Source organism: Enterococcus sp. AMC1086 (assembly GCF_058216575.1).
Genome location: NZ_CM177100.1, coordinates 3010828 through 3035207, shown reverse-complemented (window position 1 = coordinate 3035207; position 24380 = coordinate 3010828). Strand labels below are relative to the sequence as shown.

General features: G+C 34.9%; 17 protein-coding genes. 15 read left to right on the top strand and 2 right to left on the bottom strand.

All coding sequences use genetic code 11. The features are described from left to right. The first annotated feature begins 522 nt into the window (after positions 1-522). The 5 genes from AC4BC4_RS14215 to AC4BC4_RS14195 all read left to right on the top strand — a co-directional run bounded on the left by AC4BC4_RS14215 (position 523) and on the right by AC4BC4_RS14195 (position 6404). A complete protein-coding gene (locus tag AC4BC4_RS14215; RefSeq protein WP_438758149.1) occupies positions 523-1350 on the top strand; it encodes a PRD domain-containing protein in 828 nt (275 codons plus the stop codon). Between the two features lie 148 nt (positions 1351-1498). After that, complete coding sequence (locus AC4BC4_RS14210) at positions 1499-3388, top strand: beta-glucoside-specific PTS transporter subunit IIABC (RefSeq protein WP_490476121.1); 1890 nt, start codon at positions 1499-1501, stop codon at positions 3386-3388. Between the two features lie 36 nt (positions 3389-3424). Then, positions 3425-4888, top strand: a complete 1464-nt coding sequence (locus AC4BC4_RS14205; RefSeq protein WP_490476120.1) for a glycoside hydrolase family 1 protein — start codon at positions 3425-3427, stop codon at positions 4886-4888. 125 nt (positions 4889-5013) lie between these two features. Continuing rightward, complete coding sequence (locus AC4BC4_RS14200) at positions 5014-5478, top strand: RNA polymerase sigma factor (protein WP_490476119.1); 465 nt, start codon at positions 5014-5016, stop codon at positions 5476-5478. Positions 5479-5480: 2 nt separating this feature from the next. Next, the gene (locus AC4BC4_RS14195) at positions 5481-6404 is read left to right on the top strand and encodes an anti sigma factor C-terminal domain-containing protein (RefSeq protein WP_490476118.1); all 924 of its coding nucleotides are present in this window, start codon (positions 5481-5483) and stop codon (positions 6402-6404) included. Positions 6405-6558: 154 nt separating this feature from the next. Here the strand turns inward: AC4BC4_RS14195 and AC4BC4_RS14190 are convergent, their stop codons facing one another. After that, complete coding sequence (locus AC4BC4_RS14190; protein ID WP_438758154.1) at positions 6559-7935, bottom strand: MDR family MFS transporter; 1377 nt, start codon at positions 7933-7935, stop codon at positions 6559-6561. 515 nt (positions 7936-8450) lie between these two features. Between AC4BC4_RS14190 and AC4BC4_RS14185 the strand changes: the two genes are divergently transcribed. Beyond that, positions 8451-9155, top strand: coding sequence for a UTRA domain-containing protein (locus AC4BC4_RS14185; protein WP_490476117.1), 705 nt, complete (start codon positions 8451-8453; stop codon positions 9153-9155). A 184-nt stretch (positions 9156-9339) separates the two neighbouring features. On the opposite strand, the gene treB is transcribed toward AC4BC4_RS14185, so the two are convergent. After that, entirely contained in the window at positions 9340-10761 is a 1422-nt protein-coding gene (treB, locus tag AC4BC4_RS14180; RefSeq protein ID WP_490476116.1) for a PTS trehalose transporter subunit IIBC, read from the bottom strand. A gap of 162 nt (positions 10762-10923) precedes the next feature. On the opposite strand from treB, the gene AC4BC4_RS14175 reads away from it, so the two are divergent. The 9 genes from AC4BC4_RS14175 (at position 10924) to AC4BC4_RS14135 (ending at position 24287) form a co-directional block, all read left to right on the top strand. Beyond that, positions 10924-12294, top strand: a complete 1371-nt coding sequence (locus AC4BC4_RS14175; RefSeq protein WP_490476115.1) for a sulfatase family protein — start codon at positions 10924-10926, stop codon at positions 12292-12294. A 23-nt stretch (positions 12295-12317) separates the two neighbouring features. After that, positions 12318-13430, top strand: a complete 1113-nt coding sequence (locus AC4BC4_RS14170) for an SPASM domain-containing protein (RefSeq protein WP_490476114.1) — start codon at positions 12318-12320, stop codon at positions 13428-13430. 78 nt (positions 13431-13508) lie between these two features. Continuing rightward, complete coding sequence (locus AC4BC4_RS14165; protein ID WP_490476113.1) at positions 13509-14360, top strand: formylglycine-generating enzyme family protein; 852 nt, start codon at positions 13509-13511, stop codon at positions 14358-14360. 303 nt (positions 14361-14663) lie between these two features. Continuing rightward, the gene (locus AC4BC4_RS14160; RefSeq protein ID WP_490476112.1) at positions 14664-16121 is read left to right on the top strand and encodes a DUF4822 domain-containing protein; all 1458 of its coding nucleotides are present in this window, start codon (positions 14664-14666) and stop codon (positions 16119-16121) included. Positions 16122-16210: 89 nt separating this feature from the next. Continuing rightward, positions 16211-17200: a WxLIP family cell surface protein gene (locus tag AC4BC4_RS14155; protein WP_490476111.1), complete on the top strand. Its 990-nt coding sequence runs from the start codon at positions 16211-16213 to the stop codon at positions 17198-17200. Beyond that, entirely contained in the window at positions 17175-17450 is a 276-nt protein-coding gene (locus AC4BC4_RS14150; RefSeq protein WP_438758158.1) for an LPXTG cell wall anchor domain-containing protein, read from the top strand. Before AC4BC4_RS14155 ends, AC4BC4_RS14150 begins: the two co-directional genes overlap by 26 nt. A 1423-nt stretch (positions 17451-18873) precedes the next feature. Continuing rightward, positions 18874-23103 carry a MucBP domain-containing protein gene (locus tag AC4BC4_RS14145; protein ID WP_490476110.1) on the top strand — a complete coding sequence of 1410 codons (4230 nt, stop codon included), beginning with the start codon at positions 18874-18876 and terminating at the stop codon, positions 23101-23103. A 17-nt stretch (positions 23104-23120) separates the two neighbouring features. Beyond that, positions 23121-23477: an LPXTG cell wall anchor domain-containing protein gene (locus AC4BC4_RS14140; RefSeq protein ID WP_490476109.1), complete on the top strand. Its 357-nt coding sequence runs from the start codon at positions 23121-23123 to the stop codon at positions 23475-23477. Continuing rightward, positions 23478-24287 carry a WxL domain-containing protein gene (locus AC4BC4_RS14135; RefSeq protein ID WP_490476108.1) on the top strand — a complete coding sequence of 270 codons (810 nt, stop codon included), beginning with the start codon at positions 23478-23480 and terminating at the stop codon, positions 24285-24287. The last annotated feature ends 93 nt before the right edge of the window (positions 24288-24380 follow it).

Sequence of the window (24380 nt, the reverse complement as noted above, 5' to 3'; positions counted from 1 at the left end):
TAATAGAAGCGCCTGTTAGAGTGCTAGTAAACAAAGAATAAATACTATATACTGATCAATCAACTTAAGTGGTGATTGGTCTATTTTTATGTTTAAAGGAGTAAATAAATGTTTAATATGGGGACAAATATTTAATAGGATTATTCTAATTTAACATAGAAAGTTTAGGCCATAAGTCCAAATAACAGTCAATTTGACTAGCATCTAGATTTTTTTAAAAGGTAAATTACGATTTTTGTCGTATTATCCGACAAAAATGAATAAAATTGTATTGAATTTCAATGTTAAGTAACGTTTTGTAAAGAAAAAAGTAAATTTATTTTATTGACGAGAGGATTTTTTTGAACATCTATCATTTCGGTTTGACATCGCTTTCATCTTATGTTAAATTGAAAACAGATATAAGAGGAGTGTAACTGACTCGATCAGGCACCACCAAATCTACTGTAGGATCAATCTACTTTAGTTTGGTGTTTTTTTGTTTTTCTGACCTAAGAGTAAGAGGTGATCAGAATTTATACAATGATAAAATCACTAAATAATAATCTTGTCCTGGCGGTGAACGATGGCGCAGAAGAATTTGTATTATTTGGCAAAGGAATTGGTTTTAAAAAGAAAAAGGGGGATGTCATCGATCATACATTAGTGACAAAAATTTTTGAGTCAAAGAACCAAACGCAAAATTTCAGTGCGATTTTAGATAATATCTCATCTGAGGTGCTATCTGCTACGGAAAAAATTATTGAAAATGGTGAAAACGAACTAGGTAAAAAAGTAAATGCTAGTATGATCGTTTCATTATCCGATCATATACAAGCTGCGATTGAACGACTTAGAAACGAGCAAGTAACGGAAAGTGCTTTACAGTGGGAGATTCCATTTTTATATGTTAAGGAATACGAGATTGGGAAGAACGCGTTATTACTAATTGAAGAAGAATTAGGTGTATCATTACCGGAGAGTGAAGCATCGTTTATTGCATTGCATTTTGTCAATGCACAAGATGGATTAGAATCAATGGACGAAACGATGCTAATTACAACAATCACTAAAAGTATCGTGAAGATAATTCAGTCGCTATTTAATATCGTGTTAAATAAGTCTAGCATTCATTATTCCAGATTTGTAACACACATTCGTTATTTTATGAATCGCCAACTACGTAACCAAGCGTTCATAGCTGAAAATGATAATGGTCTTTATCGAATTATTCAGGAACAGTATCCTAAAAGTTTCGCATGCGGTTTGATCATTCGCGACATGTTAAAAAATGAGTATCAAATGGTTATTCGCGACGATGAACTCTTATATCTTGTTATTCATATCCAAAGAATCACCAAAGAAAATTGAATCTTTTTTGAAAAGGCGTGTCATTGCATTTATAAGCAAGCATTAACCTGAACAAAAGTTTGAATGATTATACGTTATACGTAAATTCATATAAATTTTTGTTTGGGTTTTTTTGTTAAAAAATGGACAAAAAGAAAAGAGGGAGAAAATGAATAAAAAAGAATTAGCCAAACAGATTGTGGCTGACTTGGGTGGTATAGAGAATATCAATCAAAGTTGGCATTGTATCACTCGATTGCGTTTTAATGTTAAAGATAAAAACCAAGTGGAACTAGAGAAGTTAAAAGAATTAGATGGAGCAATTGGTGCGCAATTTCAAAGTGGACAATACCAAGTGATCATTGGTAGTGAAGTAGAAGCAGTATTCGCTGAAGTTTCTTTACTTTTAGGTGAAACGGACGTTTCTGATAATGAGCAAAGTGAAACAGCTAAAAAATCTATTTTAGATAGTATTTTTGATACTGTATCTGGTATTTTCAATCCTATTTTACCTGCTATTGTTGGCAGCGGGTTATTAAAAGGAATTATGGCGCTATTAGTCAGTTTTGATTTGTTATCTGAAACCAGTTCAAATTATGAAGTTTTAGGGTCTATTTCGGATGCTGCTTTTTATTTCTTGCCTTTTCTAATTGCTTTTTCAGCAGCTAAAAAATTCAAAACAGATGCTTCATTGGCAGTAAATTTAGCCGGAGTATTGATGTATCCAACGATTATCCAATATGCGATTGGTGGCGAGGTAAGTAGTTTAAAATTTTTAGGGCTAAGTATTCCAATGAACAATTATTCTTCTTCAGTCCTACCGATTATTTTAGGTGTTTGGCTGTTAAGTTATATCAATAAATACATTAAACAGGTAATTCCAAAATCACTAAGTATTGTATTTGTACCATTATTAACGCTGATCATAACAGCTCCTGTAGTATTACTTTTTATTGCTCCTTTGGGAAATTATATGGGTATATATCTCCAACAATTTTTCACGTCATTATTCAATATAGCTGGTCCTATAGCAGGATTACTGATGGGAGGCTTGATGCCGCTGATTGTGATCACAGGAATGCACTATGCCTTCTTTCCTAGTACGTTTGCTAGCTTTGAAAAACTTGGCTACGATTTAGTCCTATTACCAATGAACTTAGTCGCAAACTTTGCTCAGGCTGGAGCCGTTTTGGGCGTATTGTTAAAAACAAAAGATGAAAAAATGAAACAACTATCCGTTTCTACTCTATTGCCAGCATTTTTTGGTATTACGGAACCCGCGATTTATGGTGTAACGCTCAAATTAAAACGTCCATTTTATGCAAGTTTGATTGGTGGCGCAACGGGTGGAACTATTTTTGGTCTTCTATCAGTAAAAGTTTTCTCTTTTTCTCAGCCAGGTATTACAGCGTTGCCTTCTTATATTGAAAAAGGTACGAATAATTTTATCTATGCCTTAATAGGTATTACAGCGAGCTTTGTAGTTGCTTTAGTATGTACGCTACTCTTCTTGAAAAATAGTGAATGTAATGAAGAGGAAGTCAAAGAAGTAGAAACAAGCCATCAAAAGAGTACTTCGAAATTGAGTGTTAAAAATGCGCCCATTCATATTGTTTCACCACTAACAGGGGAAGTTCATTCTTTAGTTGAATGTTCAGATGACACGTTTGCTTCAGAATTAATGGGCAGAGGAGTAGGAGTGATTCCCTCCATAGGAGAGGTTCGTGCACCATTCAATGGAACTGTAACGACAACGACCAAAACCAATCATGCGATCGGACTGACGTCAGTTGAAGGAGTCGAATTATTAATCCATGTTGGCATAGACACAGTAACACTAAATGGAGAAGGGTTTGAATGCTTTGTTAGAGAGGGAGACTCTATCTCTAAAGGAGACTTATTAATACAATTTGAGATTGAACGAATCAAAAAGACAGCATTGAGTCTATTTTCACCGATTATTGTCATTAATACCGCTGATTTTTTAGATGTTATAACAACAACTAAAGAAGGAATAGTGAATGCAAATCAAGATGAGTTGTTCATTGCGGTTAATTAATAGTATAAAAACGAGTATAGTAGGAGGAATTTTACAATGAAAGAATTACAAGCAGGTTTTCCAAAAGATTTTCTATGGGGCGGGGCAACAGCTGCAAATCAAATTGAAGGAGCTTATTTAGAAGATGGCAAAGGATTATCTACATCAGATTTTGCAGCCTATAAAGATCCTTATATAACAGGTAAAGTTGATAATTTTACATTTAATGTAAGTTCAAAAGAATTAGAAGCGTATAAATCCCATCCAGAAAAATATCTGTTTCCTAAAAGATGGGGCATTGATTTTTATCATCGCTATAAAGAAGACATTGCATTATTTGCTGAAATGGGGTTTAAAACATTTAGAATTTCGATTTCTTGGGCGAGAATTTTCCCCACGGGATTAGAGGAAAAACCAAATGAAGCAGGGCTGGATTTTTATGATAAAGTATTTGATGAATGTATAAAATATGGAATTGAACCGTTAGTAACGATGTCTCATTATGAAATGCCGATCACATTGACTGAAAAATATAATGGCTGGGTAAGTCGAGAATTAATTCCACTATTTGAAAAATATGCCCGTACTATCTTAAAACGCTACAAAAACAAAGTGAACTATTGGATTACATTTAACGAGATGAATATGAATATGAATAGTTTATATACAGGTGCAGGAACACTTGAAGACCTGGTTGAAGATACATTGACAGCGACGTATCAATCTTCACATCATCAGTTTTTAGCCAGTGCTAGAGCTGTAAAAGCCTGCCATGAAATTATTCCAGAAGCTAAAATCGGCTGTATGATCAATCAAATCGAATCATATGCAATGACGACAAAACCAGAAGATCAGTTACAAGCGTTAAAATCTAATCAATTAAATATGTTTTATCCAGATGTTCAAGCACGTGGTGAATACCCTAGCTATATGGCTCGCTATTTTGAGGATAATGCTATTCATGTAGTGATGGAAAAAGGGGACGAGGCGTTATTAAAAGAAGGAATTGTAGATTACGTTGCAATCAGTTATTATATGTCACATGTGACTGAAGCTAGAGAAGATGCTTCAAAATTAGCAGGCTCATTTGATAGTCCAATAAAAAATTCGTATCTTGAATTAACACAGTGGGATTGGCCAATCGATCCTATTGGGTTACGTATTTCTTTAATAAAATTATATGATCGCTATGAAAAACCATTGTTTGTTTGTGAAAATGGTTTGGGTGCAAAAGATGAATTGACTAACAACCAAAAAATTCATGATGACTATCGCATCGATTATTTGAAAAAACATGTGCTTCAAATGAGAGAAGCAATTAGAGATGGCGTTGATTTAATGGGGTACACCACTTGGGGATGTATTGATTTGATTAGTTGTGGAACTTCTCAAATGAGTAAACGGTATGGATTTATCTATGTAGATCAAGATGATAAAGGACAGGGAAGTTTGGCACGCTACAAAAAAGATTCGTTCTACTGGTATAAAGAATGCATTGCATCCAATGGAGAAACTCTATAAAGTATAAAATAAAAGCTAAAGTGATTCGTCTTTCACTTTAGCTTTTATTTGTTTTAACATTAAGAAATCTTTTTGTCCACTTTTCGGATAGTTCATACGTTGTATATATGAAAGGAGAAAATAGAATGAAAAAGGATGTGACATTTGAAGAATCATTGCTTTTGTTGGGGCAAGAAGTAATAGGTTCATTAATAAAAAAAGGGAGTACGATGGAAGATGCTGAGGATGCTGTATCTCAAACATATAATAGTTTATTTTCTTCACTGATGTATATTACACAAGAAAATTTGCGTCCATGGTTTTTTAGAGTATCGTTCAATAATTATATTGATTTATTTAGAAAGAAAAAACGAGAAAAAGCCTATGTTTCCGATTACCTTGGGATTCAGCCAGAGCTGATCAGTGAATCTCAAAATTTTTGGATGATCATTGATCCACTAAAAAAAGAAGAACAAGAACTGCTTATTCTTAAGTATTATTATGAGTTATCATATGAATCTATTGCTGTCATGCTAGATCTAAACATAGAAACTGTAAAGAAAAAATTGTACAGAACTAGAAAAAAATTGAAGGATAGTTGGGAGGATTAGGGATGGATTTGAATAAAAGTATTAAAAAAGCTAAAAGAAAGCAGTTATTGATTATAGGTTGTATCTCAATTTTTAGTTTTTTTGTTCTATCAGGAATAATGGTTATTGTATTAGATAGAGCGGCTGCAAATAATTACTTTGAATTAAATAAATCGTTGTTTGACTATCAAGCGATTGCTTCGCCTAATACACAAATAGATTCGCAAGTAATTTCTAATAGTTCTATATTAGGAGGCGAAGTAGTAACGAATCAATCAAAAAATATAAATGGCTATATCGTGCCTTGGAGTAATTTAAAAAGTCGGTATAGTATTTTCAGAGGTTCAGTCGATTATAATGAATTAATGCCATCTTGGTATCAGTCCTCTAAAAACTCATATGAATACAATCGTCAAACTAAACAAAAAATCGCTACATTTTACAACCCAAATATTGACAATTATTATGATGATGTGGAAAATGAACTGGATGAATTCAATCATATGGAACATTCTGTCGCAGAAGTTGCACTCTCTTTTGATAAGCCTTATTCTTACAGTGAAGTAAAGCAAATGATTCCAGAAAATCTTAATGTAGTATGGTTGTATTTGTTTTCTGAAGAAAGAGATGAACACATAGGACCATCTGGAACACCAATTTATGGGTTTCAATTAAATGTGAATGAGGAGGGTGATATTGACCCGCAAGCAGATAAAGAGAACTTTTTCAGTTCCTTTAAAGCATATTCTGCACCTATGAATAATAAAAAGATAAACACCTTTATTCGGGATAACGAAGACAAGAAAGTTGAGGAGTTAAAGATTTTAGGCGTAATGGTTACCGGACAAGGGGAAAATTTAGTGCGTTTGAAAGACAAATCATTCGTTAGAGGCAGTTCCATAGGAGTAACAGCACCGATTGTGCCATACATTACTCCGGAAAAATAAAAAGTCAGCTCAGTGTAAAAAATGCACAAAAAGAGATCAATCATCTTAATCGATAGTTGATCTCTTTTTCTTATTAAGCAATTACAGGAACCTTCTCGTTTAAAACAAATGAGCAAATCCATTAGGATACGTATTTAATATAGAATAAATGAATCTAATCGCATTTTTTTGGTACTTTCAATGTTAGAAGTAATGCAATGACACAAAATATTGTTGCGACTAAAAAAGAGCCGCGGTATCCATCTAAACGTTTTAATTCTCCAGAGGTATTAGCAGAGTAGCTCGTAACATAGGTCATAACACTGATCATAATTGCAGTACCAAAAGAGCTAGCTACTTGTTTGGTCGTTTTATTGATGACGGAACCATCACTCAACTCAGAATCAGGAAGAGCATTCATACCGAATGTCGTTACAGGCATCATTACCATAGAGATGCCTAATAAGCGAAATGTATAGAGAATGATGATGAAAACCATTGGTGTAGTTGCTTGAATGAATACAAACGGAAAAGTGAAAATTGTTAGTAACAACATTCCTCCAATGCATAAGTTTCTTGCGCCATATTTATCGAATAACTTTCCGGAAATAGGACTCATTATACCAAAGATCAACGCACCCGGAAGTAAGGATAGCCCTGAAACTAATGGAGAATAGTGACGAACGTTTTGTATATACATTGGAATAACTAATTCAAAGCTAATCATAGCCATATTCGATAGCGCGACGAGATAACATGAAAGTTGATAATTTTTTTGTTTTAAAGGTTGCAAACTTAAAAACGGAGAGGTAATCTTTTTTTGGCGATAGAGAAATAATCCTAAAAAGATAGAACCGACTAATAAACAGAGTAAAACGAGCCAGATATTTACGTGACTTGTAGAGACTATGGATAGACCGTAAAGTAATAACCCTAGGCCAAAACTTGATTCAATAATTGACAAAATATCAAGCTTTGTTTTTTTGATGGGCAATACAGGTTCCATAAAAAATAAAGCCATAATGATTACTAGAATAATGATAGGAATAAGCATTAGAAAAAGCGCATGCCATGTATATTTCATAAGAATAAATCCAGATAAAGAAGGACCGATCGCTGGTGCTAATCCAATTACAATACCAGCTAGACCCATTATAGATCCGCGTTCATTTTTTGGAAAAAGAGAAAGCAAAACAGTTTGAAAAAGAGGCATGGAAATCCCTACACCCACAGCTTGGATGAGTCGACCGGCAAGCAAAATTAAAAATGTTTGCGCAAAAAAGCTAAGAGTCGTTCCTGTCAAAAAGATAATTAATGAAGCTAAATATAGCTTTTTTGTATTCACTTGATGAAGTAGCCATCCTGATAAGGGAATAACAACCCCAGTTACAAGAAGAAACCCCGTCGTTAGCCATTGTACGTAATCAGCTGATATAGAGAAATCTTTCATTAATGAAGGGTAAGCAGTTGTTAAAAGAGTCTGGTTTAAAAACATGCAAAATGTTCCTAATAATAACGTGGAAATAAGTAAATACTTTTGTTTGTTAGCCATATAAATTCACCTCTACTGTTTTTCTGATACTAGTATACAAACAAATGATTCTAGTGTTTCATAAAATAATGACGTATACTACGACAAAATTGAGAAATAAAAAGATGTATTTTAGAGGCTCCTAAGAGATAACAATTTCTGTTCATCGGTTTTCTCGTATCATGCTTAGATGATACGAAGAAAACTTAATTTTAGTACGTTTTGTTCTTAAATAGGACAAATGAACTAAATAGTTCGATTGAAAGGGCGTAGGAATAAATACGTTTATCCCAGCTTTTTTTTACTTTTTTGCCATCCATCGCTTTGTTTATTTAGTCTCAATTCAAGAAGATTAGTGGTGTAACAGTTTTTTTAATTCAAAACTAAAGAGTATTAATCGGTATAGAACGATCATTTACTTTTGGTTGAAGCAATCGTTTCCTGAGATTTAGGAAGAATTTCTTATTTACCTAGATTAATTTTAAGTTTGACTGTAAAATAGTACTAAGACATGTTGTAGGAAAAGGTGAGTGAGGATGAAAAAGTTTGAGTTTATTTATTCGGATATAAAAAGTAAAATCGAAATGGGACACTATTCTGTCGGCACATTTTTACCTAAGGAGAATGATTTGGCGGAGTATTATAGTGTTTCGAGAGAGACCTTGCGTAAATCCCAAAATAAACTTGAATATGAAGGGTATATAAAAAAAATTCATGGGCAAGGTGCAAAAGTATTAGACTTTTCTAAATTGGCGATTAACACAAGTACGATCACCAGCTTTTCGCAATTATCCAGTAGATATAACGGTGAATTGCAAACTAAGATTTTAAAACACCGTATTGATTATCTTAATCCTGACGAATTTGGTTATGATGATGTGAAGGAGGTTCCTGGAATATCATTAGAACGTGTTAGGACTTGGAAAAATGAAGCGGTTCTTTTTGACAAAGATTTCTTTTTGTTGTCAGAAATTGTGGATGATATCCCGGAAGAATACTTATTGACCTCAGTATATGACTATTTTGAAAAAATAAAAGGATTGAAAATAAGTTTTGCACAAAAAGATATTACCATTGAGAAACCGACAAAAGAGATCAAACTTTTACTAGATCTTGGAGAAGATACCCATGTTGCGGTTACAAGAAGTAAAGTTTTTTTGGAAAATGCGAATCTTTTTCAAATTCATGAAGCCTATCAAAAAGTGGACACCTTCCATATTTTTGATATTGCGCATAGATAGTAAAAAGAGGTTGGGACAGAAGTGTTTAGCTCCGAGAAATAAGAGGAAACTCACGAAAATTGCTCTTCAAATTTTTGTGAATTTCAACTTATTTCCGAAGGAGTTGCTTCTGCTCCCACCGTTTATTCGGATTTATTAAGGCTAGGGTATAACTGGTAGAGTTATGTCCTAGCCTCTTTTTATTTTATTTTATCTTCTTACTAGCGTCCCTAATATATTTTTTTGAAAGTAAAAATGTAACAAACATTGGAATGATAATAGCTGTTGCCATAGCAATAAAATAGATGAACCAGTATTCTGGAATGATCGAAAGTGGAGCGGGTAAACCTGAAATTCCAATAGAAGTTGCTTTTACGTCTGCTGTAGCAGTAATTGCGCCTGCAACTCCAGCGCCAATCATTGCTGCAATAAAAGGATACTTATAGCGCAAATTCACTCCAAAAATTGCTGGTTCAGTAATTCCTAACCAAGCAGAAATTGCTGCTGTGAGAGCCACTCCTTTTTCTTTTTTCTTTGTAAGAATAAAAAACATCATTAAGGCTGCTGCTCCTTGTGCAAGTGAAGCCATTACTTGTATGGGCCACAATGTTGCAAAACCTAAGGAACCGATCATTTGAAGATTCACTCCTAAAAATAGATGATGCATACCGGTAACAACTAATGGAGAAACTAAAGCACCAAAAACAGCTCCAGCAAGTGTTGGTGAGACTTTAAATAAGCCTAAAATACCATCTGTGATCAAATTAGATAGGCTCATCGTAATAGGACCAATGATTGTAAAGGTTATAAAGCCAGTAAACAAAAGTGAAAGTGGCGATACGAAAATCATTTGAATCATTTCGGGAATTTTTTTAGTTAAAAATTTTTCTGTTGTTGCTAACACATAAGAAGAAACCAAAATCGGTATGACTTGTCCCTGATAACCGATCTGTGCAACGTTCCAACCAAAAATATTCCAATATTGAACTTCTTCTGGAGTACGAGCAAATTGGGCACCAGATATCAATTGAGGATTTATTAACGTTAATCCTAAAACGATCCCTAATACCGGATTACCACCAAATTTTTTGACCGCAGACCAACCAACAAGTGCAGGTAAAAAAGTAAATGCTGTATTGGCGATCATATTGATCATATCGGCCATTCCAGCCCAGCTTGTGTGTATCTCTAAAAATGATTTCTCATAAAAGATACCAGGATTTGCCAAAATATTATTTAATCCCATCAATAAACCAGCAGCTACGATCGCAGGAAGTATTGGAATGAAAATGTCACCAAGCGTTTTGATTAAACGTTGAAATAAATTTAGCTTCTGATTACTATGCTCTTTGATTTCTTGAGATGTACTTTCGGTAATATTCGTTTGTTTTATAAATTCATCATAAACTTTATTGACCGTTCCTGGTCCAATAATTATTTGAAATTGGCCATTTGCTGAGAAACTTCCTTTTACAATCGAAATTTCTTCTAGTTTTTCAATATCTACTTTATTCTCATCTTTTAAAATCAAGCGCAATCTTGTAACGCAATGCGTTGCTGCGATAACATTTTCAGACCCTCCAATGGTTTCGATGATAGCACTAACTTTTTCGTTCATATCAGGCATGATTATTCCTTCTCCTTTCGTTGTATATACAACTAAAATTATATTATCATTGAGAGAGTGTAATGTCAACGTTTACATTGAGTTATTTATAAAGATTTGAAAAATAATCAGATATAGATTATAATTCTATTTAAATAAGAAGTATATACAACGGAGGTTATTATGAAACCAAATATTATTATGATGATTTCACATGATAGTGGAAAAATGTTTCCAAGTTATGGCTATAAAGTTGATGCGCCTAATTTCGAGCGCTTAGCTAATTCGAGTATTCAGTTTGATAATTATTTTTGCCCATCCCCACAATGTAGCCCTAGTAGAGGAAGCATATTGACTGGGCTTTATCCTCATAACAATGGACTAATGGGGCTAGCACATTTAGGTTTTTCAATATCTGAAAAAATAAGCACTTTACCTATGTTGCTTAAAAATGGAGGTTATGAGACTGTATTGATTGGTTTAAGTCACGAGACGATCAATGAACCACCTAAAATTGAAGACCGTATTTTTTCATCGACAACGGAATTAGGTTATGAGAGCTACATTCCTGTTCAAGGAGACCGTGCCCCATTTGTCGCTAACCAAGCGATCGATTTCTTAAAACAGCGATCGCAAGATAAGCCAGTTTATCTGAACTTAGGTTTTTTTGAAACACATCGAGATTTCGATGAATATGTCCCTTATGCTGATTCAATAGAAGATGTGGAAGTCTTTAATTTTTTATATGATACAACGGAGACAAGAGAAGATGTTGCTTTATTCAATGGATCATTGAAAGTATTAGACAGTGCAGTTGGAGAAATAATGGATTTTGTCGAAAATAGTAGCTATAAAAATAATACGATAATGATTTTTACCACAGATCATGGCGTGGCATTCCCGGGAGCAAAGGGAACATTAAAAGAGACTGGTCTAGGCACTGTCTTATTGATCAAGCTACCAGGAACGGAGCAACCAAAACTCAAAAAAGCGTTATTATGCAATATTGATCTTATGCCCACAATATTAGAATTAGCTGGGATAAAAAGACCAACTAACATTGATGGTAAAAGTTTTGCTGAGATACTGACGACTTCTAAAGACGAAGGACGAGAGGAATTTTTTACAGAAATGACATGGCATGATCAATATCGTCCTATGCGTGGAATTCGAACTAAAGAATATAGTTATGTCAGAAACTTTGAAGATGGGCCCAAAGTGTATGTGACGGTAGATGCACACCTTAGTCCTTCAGGGAAAATTATGCGAGAAAAATTTTATGTCCCGAATGAGTCAGAAGAGCTATACGATCTTTCAAAGGACCCAGAAGAACAAATGAATATAATAAACGAACCGAAGTATTTTGAAGTTGCTGAAGTCCTTCGTGCTAAAGTAGAAAATTGGATGCAAACGACAAATGATCCGTTACTAAAAGGACCTATCAAAGGTCATGGTTCTTCACGGTGGGAAAAAGAAATAGCTGCTGGAAGAGCGTATCCTGGAAAAGCAGAATATGAAAAAAGAATGAAAAATAAAGAGAGAGATCTTACATGAACCTTGTATGATTGAGGGAGAAGATGAAGCACATATCAGTATTGATCAAACCGATATCATCATTATGTAATCTTCGATGTTCGTACTGTTTTTATGCAAATATAAGTTCCTTACGTGAAGTGAGGTCTTTTGGAAAAATGACAAAAGAAGTTACGGGAAAAATGATCAGTAACATATATTTAGATTTGGATAAAGACGATGAAGTAACTTTTGCTTTTCAGGGTGGAGAACCTACGATGGCTGGACTTACCTATTTTCGAGACTTTATAGACACAGTGAAAGCCCAAGCGAAAAAAGTGAAGGTTCATTACTCGATTCAAACGAATGGCACAATCGTTAATGAGAAATGGTGTGCTTTTTTTAAACAGAATGAATTTTTAGTTGGATTGTCGATTGACGGACAAGCACATCAACATGATTTAAATCGTGTGGATCCAAAAGGAAAAGGAACCTTTCAACGTGTCTTACAAACGAAGGAGTTATTCGATGAGTATGAGATTGAGTACAATATTCTCTGTGTGTTGACCAATTCCTTGGCGAAAGATGCAAAGAACGTTTTTAGATTTATTCAAGAACAAAAAATCGCATATATTCAATTTATTCCTTGTTTAGCTGATTTAGATGCTGAAGAAAACAGCATCTATGCTTTGACACCTGAAGGTTTTGCCAGTTTTTATCATCAATTGTTCTGTTGTTGGTTGGATGAATTGGAAAATGGAAATTATATCAGCATCAAATTATTTGATGACCTCATCAATTTGTTGGTAAAAAGACAAGTAACGGCTTGCGGTATTTTAGGCAATTGTCGGGTGCAGTATGTCATTGAAGCGGATGGAAGTGTGTATCCATGCGATTTTTATGTCTTAGATGAGTATCGTATGGGGTATATTCAGAAACAAACGTTAAAAGAATTATTTGAACAAGAGGTGTCTAAAGAATTTCTATGTAACCGTCTATCATTACCAGATAAATGTTACGACTGCACCTTCAAGCCAATCTGTGGTGGTGGCTGTAAACGAATGAAAGACGTGATGTATGTTGACGAAGGGTATTGTGGCTACGCAGAGCTGTTAAAGGAATTTATACCGAAAATAGACAGGATTTTAACCTTAGTCCAGAAAAGTCAGATCGGATAAAAAATAGCTGTGTTACTCTTATTGAAGTAGCCAATACGATTTTTTTCAATTAGTTATTTTAGAAAGAGGGAATGATTTATGATTCAAATTCCACAAGGGACATATCGTATTGGGACAGATAGCTTGGATGGCTTTGAGGCGGATCGTGAGGGACCCAAACTTACTATTGACCATCCAACCTTTTTGATTGATGAGACGACCGTTACCAATCAAGAATTCAAAACTTTTGTGAACGCTACGAGCTATCTTACAGAAGCTGAACGCTTCGGTTGGTCTTTCGTTTTTCATTATTTTCTAAGTGAAGAAACAAAAAAATGTAGCCAATTAATTCCTAATATGAGCTGGTGGTATGCTGTAAAAGGAGCAGATTGGGCTCACCCAGAAGGGCCAGATTCCGATATTGTAGGACGCTTAGATCATCCAGTAGTACAGGTTTCGAGAAATGATGCTATTGCGTATTGTCTTTGGGCAAATAAACGTCTGCCGACTGAATGTGAGTGGGAAATTGCAGCAAAGGGAGGAACTTCCTATGAGAAGTATCCTTGGGGAGAAGATTTTTTAGCTGATGGAAAATATCACTGCAATATTTGGCAAGGAGTATTTCCAAATGATAATACCACGGCAGATGGCTTTGCGAGTACAGCACCTGCGAAATGGTACGAACCGAATGCTTTTGGGCTGTATCAACCAATCGGGAATGTGTGGGAATGGTGTAGTAATCCAGCGCGGATTGAGTTGATGACGTTTCAAAAAGAAAGTAGCCAATACTTTTGGGAAAACTTTCAAACCATTGATGATGAGGTCTATGCAACTCGAGGTGGTTCGTTTCTATGCCATCAATCTTATTGTAAAAGATATCGTATCGCTGCTAGAAATGGAAACACAGGAATGTCCGCAGCAAATAACATAGGGTTTCGTTGTGTCAAATAATAAAATGAGTTACTAACTAAGAAGCATTATAACTGTATCAATTACCAAAAAATCAGAAATGTTAGTTTAGAAAGATCAATCATCCTAATCGATGGTTGGTCTATTTTTGTAGTTCAAACAGCGAATACAAGCACAATAAATCGCTAAATTTATAAAAAGTTTATTTTTAGTTAATAGTCTATTTATTTCTCTTAAGTAACATAGAATATATAGTTACCAATAGACTTTAGGCCAGTAAACAAAAAAGTATACAACGGTCATTTGGATTGTTTTGTATAAAAATTAGAAATGGAGAGTGTAGAGATGAAAACGGAAATAAAGAAAAAACAGGTTTATGGTTTTTCACTTGCAGCAATGTTACTAGCATTTGTTTTTCTATTCAGTGGAAATAGTGTATTTGCGGCAGAATATGAACCAAATCAAGTTTTAGGATCAACAAATTGGGAAGGTACGTTTGTATATGATGCCAAAGGAAATGATGTAACGACTGAAAATAGTGGCTTTATTGGCAGAGCAAGATATGATTCAACCACGAATCGCTATGAATTTTTTGATAAACAAACTAATGTCAGCCGTGGAGATAAAGGTGTTTTCTTTGTCACTCAGGATGGTAAGAAAAGAGTGTTGTTATCAGAATTGGGTTACCGTGTCGTTGTAGATATGGTGAGATTAGATGAAAATATGTTTACTTATCGTAGAACTGGTGTACAAAAAGATGGTTCTCAAGGAAATGTTTTCGTGGAGCATGTACCATATAATGGTGAATTGATATTTACCTCACAAGCACCTGTATTAAATAAAGAGACAGGAACAATCGTGAAAGATCAACCAGGAAGAACAATTTTAAGTACAACAAAATGGCAAGGAACAAAAGCCTTTGATGAAAACGGAAATGACGTATCTGACTACAACAGAGGATATCTAGGTTTAGCTCGTTATGATAGCAAATCTGGAAGATATGAATTCTTTGATGTACAAGGAAACGCAAGAAATGATTATGGCTATTATGATGTTATTAACGGAAACAAAGAAAGAACAATAATTTCACTTGGTTCAAACTATGCAGCGACTTTGGAGTTAACAGAATTAAACAATAACCGTTTTACTTACGCTAGAAATGGGAAAGATGCACAAGGAAATGATATTGCAATCACTGTCGAGCATGAACCCTATACAGGAGAATATCCATTAGACTTTACCTTTACACCAGCGGACGAATTGATTGTACAACCAGCAGCTAAAGTTCCTAATCAAGATGATTTAACAAATAGTAATGCTGTCGTAGAAGTTGAAAGTATTATGAACTCTGGGACGGTTAAATTTAGTGAAGATGCAAATACTGAAGCAAGTATTGTTTTTTCTAAAATAAATACAAAAGACAAACAAACACTTGTAAATGAAAAAGAAGCTGGAAAAGCAGCAATTAGTATTATTGATACACGTACAGGAACAGAGGAAAAAAATGACTGGAATGTACGTACAAAATTATCTGATGGACCATTTGGGAATAAAGGGTTTCTTTTAAACCAATTAGGTGTTGTACTGACACCGTCAACGCAAGAAGGCTCAATTGAACCCGCTGCAAACGTAACGATGAATGATACTGAAGAACATCAAGCGTTTACCGTTGGGTATGAGCAAGGAAGTAATGAAAGAAAAGCAGTTACATTGAATCCTCAATTAACAGTAGCAGATACTAATTTACTTCAATCAGGTGTGTATGGTGCAAATATTACTTGGACATTAACGCCGAAAGTGTAATCATAAAGAAAAGAAAAAGCACTTATCCAATTTAAGAAAGTTGCTTTTTCTTTTTTCTACATATTAATAAATGAAAAGGAGTGGTGAAGATGAAAAAAAATAGGTGTAGTAAATGGTTGATCAGTTTGATTTTATGTTTCCCTTTTTTCTTTTTTCTTCCTATAAAGGGGTTAGCAAATAACTCTGGTTTTTATGTGACCCCTGTTATACCAGAAAATCAGTTGGAAAATACGGTTGATTATTTTAATATTGGTGTTCCAGCAGCGATGGATCAAACACTGGAAGTCGTTATCGTGAATGAATCTTCAGAACCAAAAAAATTACAATTAGTTTTACTTGATGGTATGACGACCAAAGATGGAACAATCAGTTATGATAAAGACCATACATATGATGAGAGTCAGCGATATAGAATGTCAAAAATAGCAAAATTGGAACAAAATGAAGTAACGGTGGAACCAAATAGCTCTGCTACAGCAAAGATACAACTAAAATACGATATAAGTGATTTTTTTGGTACCATTTTAGGTGCCATCAATGTGAGTGAAAAAGAAGAAGATAGTGCGCAAGTCGGTGTGAACAATTCTTTTGCGTATAATATTCCAATAAAAGTAAGAGTAGCGGAAGAAAGTAACGAGAATGAATTGAATTATAAAGGGGTCAAATTGAATGTAGAAAAAACAAAACAAACCTTAGATGTAACATTTCAAAACCCTGATCCCACTATTCTTAGAAATTTAAATTTATCTTTTAACGTTTATAAAAAAGAGAAGCCTTCAGATAGTCTTTGGTCGAGTGAAATGAAAGAAGTTGAATTAGCACCGAACAGCTTATTTTCTCCAGAGCTATCACTGACAGATTCTAAGCTAAAAGCAGGAAAGTACGTCTTGAAGATCGTCGCTAAATCGGATGTGATCGATCGTTCATGGGAAAGTGATTTTACTATTTCTGCTGCAGAGGAACAATCGATGAATGAAGGAGTAGAGATTCTTTCTGAAAGTAATCAATGGTGGCTAATAATAGGAGCTATCTTAGTTTTAGGAGGGGCGGGATATGTATTGTATAAAAAGAAATCTTAAGTATATAGTGATTACGATTTTTATGTGTGGCTTTGTATTTAATCTGTTCTTGAAGACGGTTCATGGAGAATCCATTGTAAGTGATGCAACCGTTGAAGTAGTTCAGGAAGATCCTGCTGTAATACCAGAAGATCATGCACAAGACCAACTCCCAAAAACGAATGAGCAAATGAATCATTTTTTTGTATGGCTAGGAATATTGATGATCATTTTCTGGGCAAAAAGCCTGTACGACAAATTTAGACTATAAGATATCACTTTGTAGATAGTTGGAAATAAAATAGCCATTCAATGAAATTCTTAAAAAGGCATTGCTTCTGCTCCCGCCGTTTAGTCGGATTCTTTAAGGTTAGGATATAACTCGTAGAGTTATGATCTAGCCTTTTTTTGTTTTGATAATATCTGACCTAATGAAAGGAGTCGGTTTTTTAGTTTATTCATCCGAAACTTAAAATAATGATGGGATCGTCGAAGTTTTTTCTTCAACACAGTCATAACAGTTAGTTAAAGAAACAGGAATCAACAGTTAAAATGTCTAATTTAGATATAAAATGAATTTGAATTTTATAATCATAATGTTGATTAAAAATGAAAATAGGTCAAAAGAGAGATCGTTTGTTTTACGTTCTTAAACTTAAACGATTGATACAACAATGTTAGTCATCGTGCATGCATAGGCTTGTAGTGAACGATATGCAAGTAATAATTTAGTTACTTCTGTTATATATTAAGAGAAAATAAAGAAGGATTTAAAAAGGAGTATTTGAACTCTTTTTTTTTTGGTCAAAAATAGCAACTTTTTTTCAAAATTTTGTTTAAATTAACAGGATTTTGATCAAATAAAAAAATTATTGATAAAAAAGTGAGTAAAATAAGGGTTAAATTTGTTTTTGATTAAAGTAAACTAATCTTTTTATTATCTAAAAAAGCTCCCTAATAATGGAAATAGAACTAGAAACATTTTTTATGGATAATTTATTTGTAGAATATTTTCTTTTAAAACGCTAGTTTAGCGATGTTTTATTTATGAACGAGAATAATAAGCGAAGTGATCCACCTAATAAAATAGAACCTAGAGTTGGATGTTTTTTCACGTAAACTAATATTTTTTATTCTTTGGAAAAATGCGTTTTGCTTTGGAGATTTAAAAAGGAAATGAACCTTTTTTATATAGATTTTATTTATTTTTTATACTATGATTAGAAAACGGTGATGCCTCTATTGAGTAAGAAAGCTTATGAATGCTAGTTATTCTCTTATTTTTAAGATGAAACAATCTTGTAAATATTTTTTTAAATATCCGAATAAAATGATATAAAAAAGAAATGCTTTTCATTTGACGGATGTTAATAAAAAAGTATTTGGTTGAGTATTATACATATAGAAAAAACGTTAATCATTTGTTCATAGCTTATTTATTTTAAAGAGTCATGCCGAAAAGAATTTCTTGTTTCTACTATATATAGTAAAAACAAAATCTATTTAAATAGAAAACTGGAAAGTAGGCGATAAAGTTATGTCTATTATCCGCTAGCTCTTGCCAAACAATCCAGTAAAAGTACCAATGCCTATTCTTGACTTCAGTGATGAGCTAACACACATGAGTCGAAGGAGGTGATGTTAAATGTAGTCTGAGATTCCTTGTGCTAAAAATAAAAAGAAAGGAGAAATAAATGAAAAAGCAACAAATGAAAAAGCTGTACCTTTTTGCGGGACTTGTTTTTATAGTAACTCTTGCTTTAGGTGTAACGTTAAGTCGTACAGCACCAATACAAGCTTCGCCTGGTACACCTGATGCCCTTGAAAGAGGATTAGAGCCGGTAGAAAACGAGCAAGGATTGAAGTTTACACCGAAAGTTTTGGTCTTAGCGCAAAATGCTGCTTTTCCTAGTTTGACAACAGTTGCCGGACGTAATCTACTATTTTCAGAACAAGTGATTCCACAATCACAGTACGGAGCAACCTATAAGTATGTCGATGAAAATGGTAATGCGAAAGTGCCTAGTAGTGCTCAACCAGGATTTCAAATCATTTATGTAGAAGTTACTGAGAATTACGAATTAACTAGTATTCGCGTGCCGATTCCAGTAACCGTGACAGATGCAGGAACAACGATGACTGCAAATAACAAAGCTGCTATTCAAACAGAGCATACTTCTGGGAAAATTGTTTTATATCCAGATGAAGTCAAAGGAAAAGATGCAACACAGCTTCAAGAATTAGTAAAAAGTAAGACAACTCCTCGTGCTTGGAATGCGGAGACAGGTGAGGAGGTTCCAACGAAAATAGCAAGTACAACAATTTCTGCAACAACTGTGGGTTCTTATAAAGCAACCTTTGAAGCCGATTTAGGATCAGAAAAAGCAACAGCCGAGAAAGATGTAGTAGTATTTGGTGCTGATCCACTAGCTTTTGTGACAGTTGTCCGAAACGGAACACTAACATTAAGTACGACACCCACGAACCTATTCTCCAAAACGCAAACTTTGAATAGTACAGTTGATACGAATGCGACCTATCAATTTGTTGATGAGAATAACACGGTATTAACTAAATTTGATACAAGCCAAACTGGTTTCAAATGGGCCAATGTAAAAATGACCGACAAAACCAACACAGCAATTTCAACAGTAATCAAAGTACCAGTCAGTATTACCAGCACAGGTACAACGATTACGACAGCTTTGCTAACAAATAAGGTAATGGTCAAAGCTGATCCAGTAACCATTTATCCTAATGAAACAAAAGGAAAAAGCAAAAGTGAGTTACTTGAATTAATTGAATCAAAATCTAATGTAAGTGCTTGGGATATGAGTACGGGAGAAGCAGTTCCAGTGTCTTATACAAACACAACGGCAGTTAATAATTCTGTGGGCTCTTATACGGGTACGATCACTGTAGATTTCAATGGAACAGAAGCGTCAACTAGTCGAGCAGTTACTGCATTTGGCGCCGATCTAAAAAATCCTAAATATTTCAACGTTCAAAAAGGCGTACCCTTTTCAATGGGGACCAACGGCGCAACTGTCTTTTCAAAATATCAAACGGCTACAACTACTGTAGCAACAAATGCAACCTATCAGTGGGTAACTGATGAAACTGGAACGAAGACAATGTCCAATTTTGTTTCCGACTCAGTAGGTCATCAATCTGGTTATATTAAAATGACTGACAAAAACAATACGGCTATTTCAACAGTTATTGAAATTCCAATGAATATTTTTGCTGACAATCGTACGTTAGATCTAGGTTCTGGGACGGGATTAGATTACCAATCATTTATTCCTAGAAGCGATATAGCTGGTAAAACAGTGCCGCAAATAAATAGTATCTTAAATGAAAAAATTATTTTAGGTGCTTGGGATTTTGCTGAAGGAGAGGCCTTAGATGCAACAGTCACTTCTTCCAACATTGTTCAAGGCTCTCGTGGAAATAAGACTGTTGAAGTAACGGTAAGGACGAAAGCAGGACAGACAATAAAGAAAAATCTTACAATTACGATTGTTCCTGATGAGATATTCGGCGACGACACTATTAGTGATTGGGTTCCTATATTAAAGGGGACTACTCAAGGATATATCGAAAATCCGATTAACAAATCTAGAGCAGGGTTTGTTAATCGCGGGATGCCAGCGGATTCTATGATCTCTGATTTAGGCTTTGCGGTGAGAGACTCTGCTGGTAGGGGCTATGTTTATAGTGCAGGACGAGGTCGCGTATCTGATATTCCAGGAGTTGACGGTAATTCTTTATACCCATACAACACTACACCTTCTTATGTATGGAATCGATCTAATGGTCTTGGCTGGTCCTATGTAGGAGGTTCAGAACCAACAACGAATATATATACGATGAGCTCTACCCATTTCTTACGCAATGGAGATAAGCTAAAACAAATCATTGTAGACTCAGAAAGAGAAGTTATTTATGTTTATGATATTTCGCTAAGTCAAAATTTGAATTTCTCTATTCGCTTAGACATGTATAATTCTTCGACTAATAATAGAAGCTTTTCGATGCTTGAAAGTGTTGATACAGATTATTATAGTGACACCGTTCCGCTTTATGCGCTGGGAAATAATGCTGGTTTTTATATGCTTAATGGATCAAACAGATTCACGATCAAGCTGAAAGGAGCTCAAGGGAATTGGTTATCTGATTATACTAAATATAATGCAGGCGCTCTGGGAATGCTTAGTAGCAACTCCTTTGGTGACGATTACAAGACAGCACAAACAGAAAGCCGAAATTTATCACAAGGAGTAGTGATTGCATCAGGTATTGACACTGCCTATCAGCTTGGTGCCCCTTGGAAAGATGTTGCACCTGATAAAGCATTGAACACAGGCTATGAAGTGTTTGCTGGGGCTGAATTGCCATATATGGTAATTGACACAACTCCGAAAGCTTTGAATATTTATCAGGATCATACCGAAGAGTTGCAGGCAGTTTATAACTTAAGTAGTATTCCTGCTGCAGGTAATACTGGGAAAATCAATGTCACATATCCAAATGCGAGTAAAACGACAATCCCATTTACTGCAGACAGCCAAAAGAAAGCTACTGGGAACCTGACAATTCCGAGAAATACGTTACCAGAACAGCTGAATGATCAGTCTGGAACAATCAAATCCTATGAAACAGGGCTGCTGGCAATCAATGAGACTGAAGGTGCAATGAAAGGTTTACCATCTAATGAGTACTCATTTAAAGTTAATGTTTATAATTTAGGTGCGACACCAATTGCCCAAACGGTTAAAAAAGATAGTAGCTTTACAAAAGCTGCTAGTGCCGTCGTTAAAGATGGCGTCGTTTTACCAGGGCATACAGCAAAATATGAGTATGTCACTCCAGTAGATACGTCAAAAGTTGGCTTACAATATGCAGAAGTAAAAATGACTGACACTAATGAACCAACTCGGACTACTATCATTCAAGTACCGGTAATGGTACTTGACGGCACTGTACCATCAACTGGGGTAGTTATTACTGCAAAAGATTTCGAACTAAACAAAGCAGATGTTTCTGGTTTATCAAAAGCAAAATTAGATGCGTTGATTATAGAGAAATCTGAAGCATTCGCCTGGGATGTTACAACAGGTTTAAGTGATGGCATTGAATACTCTATTAAAGCAACAACTTTGACGAACAATCCTGAGTTTGATTCAACTTACACTGCCACCATTCAAGCGAAAAAAGGTGCAGCAACTGCAGAGACAAAAATTAATATTGAGGTTCTGCCAGAGTCTACAACAGCAGATTACACAGTAAAATTCGTTGACGAAAAAGGAAATAATTTACGAGAACCATATGTTGGAACAGAAGAAACTGGAACGACCATTAAATTAAATGAATTGACTGCAGTACAAGATATTATCAAAGAACTGCAAGCTGATAATTATGATTTAACAGAAAGTCCCTTGAGTGATGTTCTACTAATTAGCAATGGAAAAAATGAAGTTGTTTATAAGTTTAGTGGGGCATTAAAACTAATTTCAGCTCCGACGGTTTTAGACTTTGATATTAATAAGGTCAATATAGCTGCGGCAAGATTTACAGATCCTAAGGTTGTTGGAGAGCCATTGGTTATCTCTGACACTCGAGCTGATAAGGTGAAATGGCATCTAAAAGCTAAGCTAGATCAACCATTAACAAGTTTAGAAAATAACACAGTGGTTATTCCAGAGTCAATCAAATACAACAATGATGATGATGAAATTACGTTAACAGATGAAGATGTGGTGATCTTTAGCCATACAAACACCGTTTCTGGAAGCTATGATATTACTGAAGAACATTGGTCTAAAGGTGATGGATTTTTAATAGATCTAGCACCAGGAGCAGTTCGGGCACTTGGGAAATATCAAGCGAAAATGACGATCACTTTGGAAAATGCGAAGTAGGTGAATGGAGGAAAATGATGAAAAAAAGAGTTAGTTTAATAAAAATCGCGCTTTCTTCTATCTTAGCACTCGCTTTTCTAGGGCTATACGCAGGAAATGTCGTTGCTGAAGAAAATCCAGAAGTTTCTGTGAAAGGTCAAATTACACTATTTGAAGAAAGGGCTGTAGATAGTAGTGAGCCGCCAATTTCTAAACCATCAGGGACTACGCCGGACGAAACGGTAAAGCCTAAAAGCAAGCTTCCCTCTACTGGTGAGTTGGTCAAATATGGTTCTATGATGAGCGGTGGTTTATTACTAATCGTAGTTACACTTTTCTATTTCATAAAAAGAAAAAAAGAACGGATTGAAGCAAAAGAAGGGAGCGATGAATAAGTGAAAACAATTCATTGGATTTCTTCATTATTACTGCTTACTACTGGAATGCTAAGTATTGCTATCCCAGCTGAAGCACAAGAACCAACCCAAGCAAACGGAGAGATGGGCATTACTTTTGACGGACTGGTCGATCCAAACTTTGGCATTCGAGATCCAGAAGCGCCTAAAAATGAGTTGACGACGGATGAGACGTATGGCAAGACAACAGGTCCTTTAAGAATCGATTTTGTTCCAAATCTCAACTTTAATAGTAATAAAATCGTTGCAGGAGATATTGACTACGCGGCTGATGCCTTATTATTCAAAGACGTTATTTCACCGAGAGGCTATTTTATCCAAGTTTCAGATTATAGAGAAGATAGAACAGGGTGGAGTTTACAAGTACGACAAGAAACACAGTTTATAAATCAAAGTAAGGCAAACAGTCAATTAAATGGTGCAGTTCTTTCATTTGATAAATCGTGGACCAACACACCAAATGGCGGCAGTCGCCATCCAGATGTTTCTAAAGAAGTAATTCGTCTAAACAATATAGGTGAAACTTATACATTAGCGAAAGCTGACAAGGGAACAGGTGGGGGAACGTGGAGTATTACATTTGGCGCATCGCATGATAATAAGAATAATGAGACGCCGACATTTAGCCCACGATTAGATGAAGCAGGTCAGCCAGTTATTGATTCCGCTAAGGGAAATCAAGCGGTTTATATGAATGATGCCGTTCATTTGTCCGTGCCTAAAGGTACAGATAAAGAGCCAGGAACGTATTCAACAGTATTAACATGGATCATTTCCGAATTACCATAAACACACGCATTAACAAAGAGGAAACACAAATGAGATTCACACACAGTAGTTGAACAATTCAGAAAATTTATCTTTAAAAGATAGTCCAAGAAA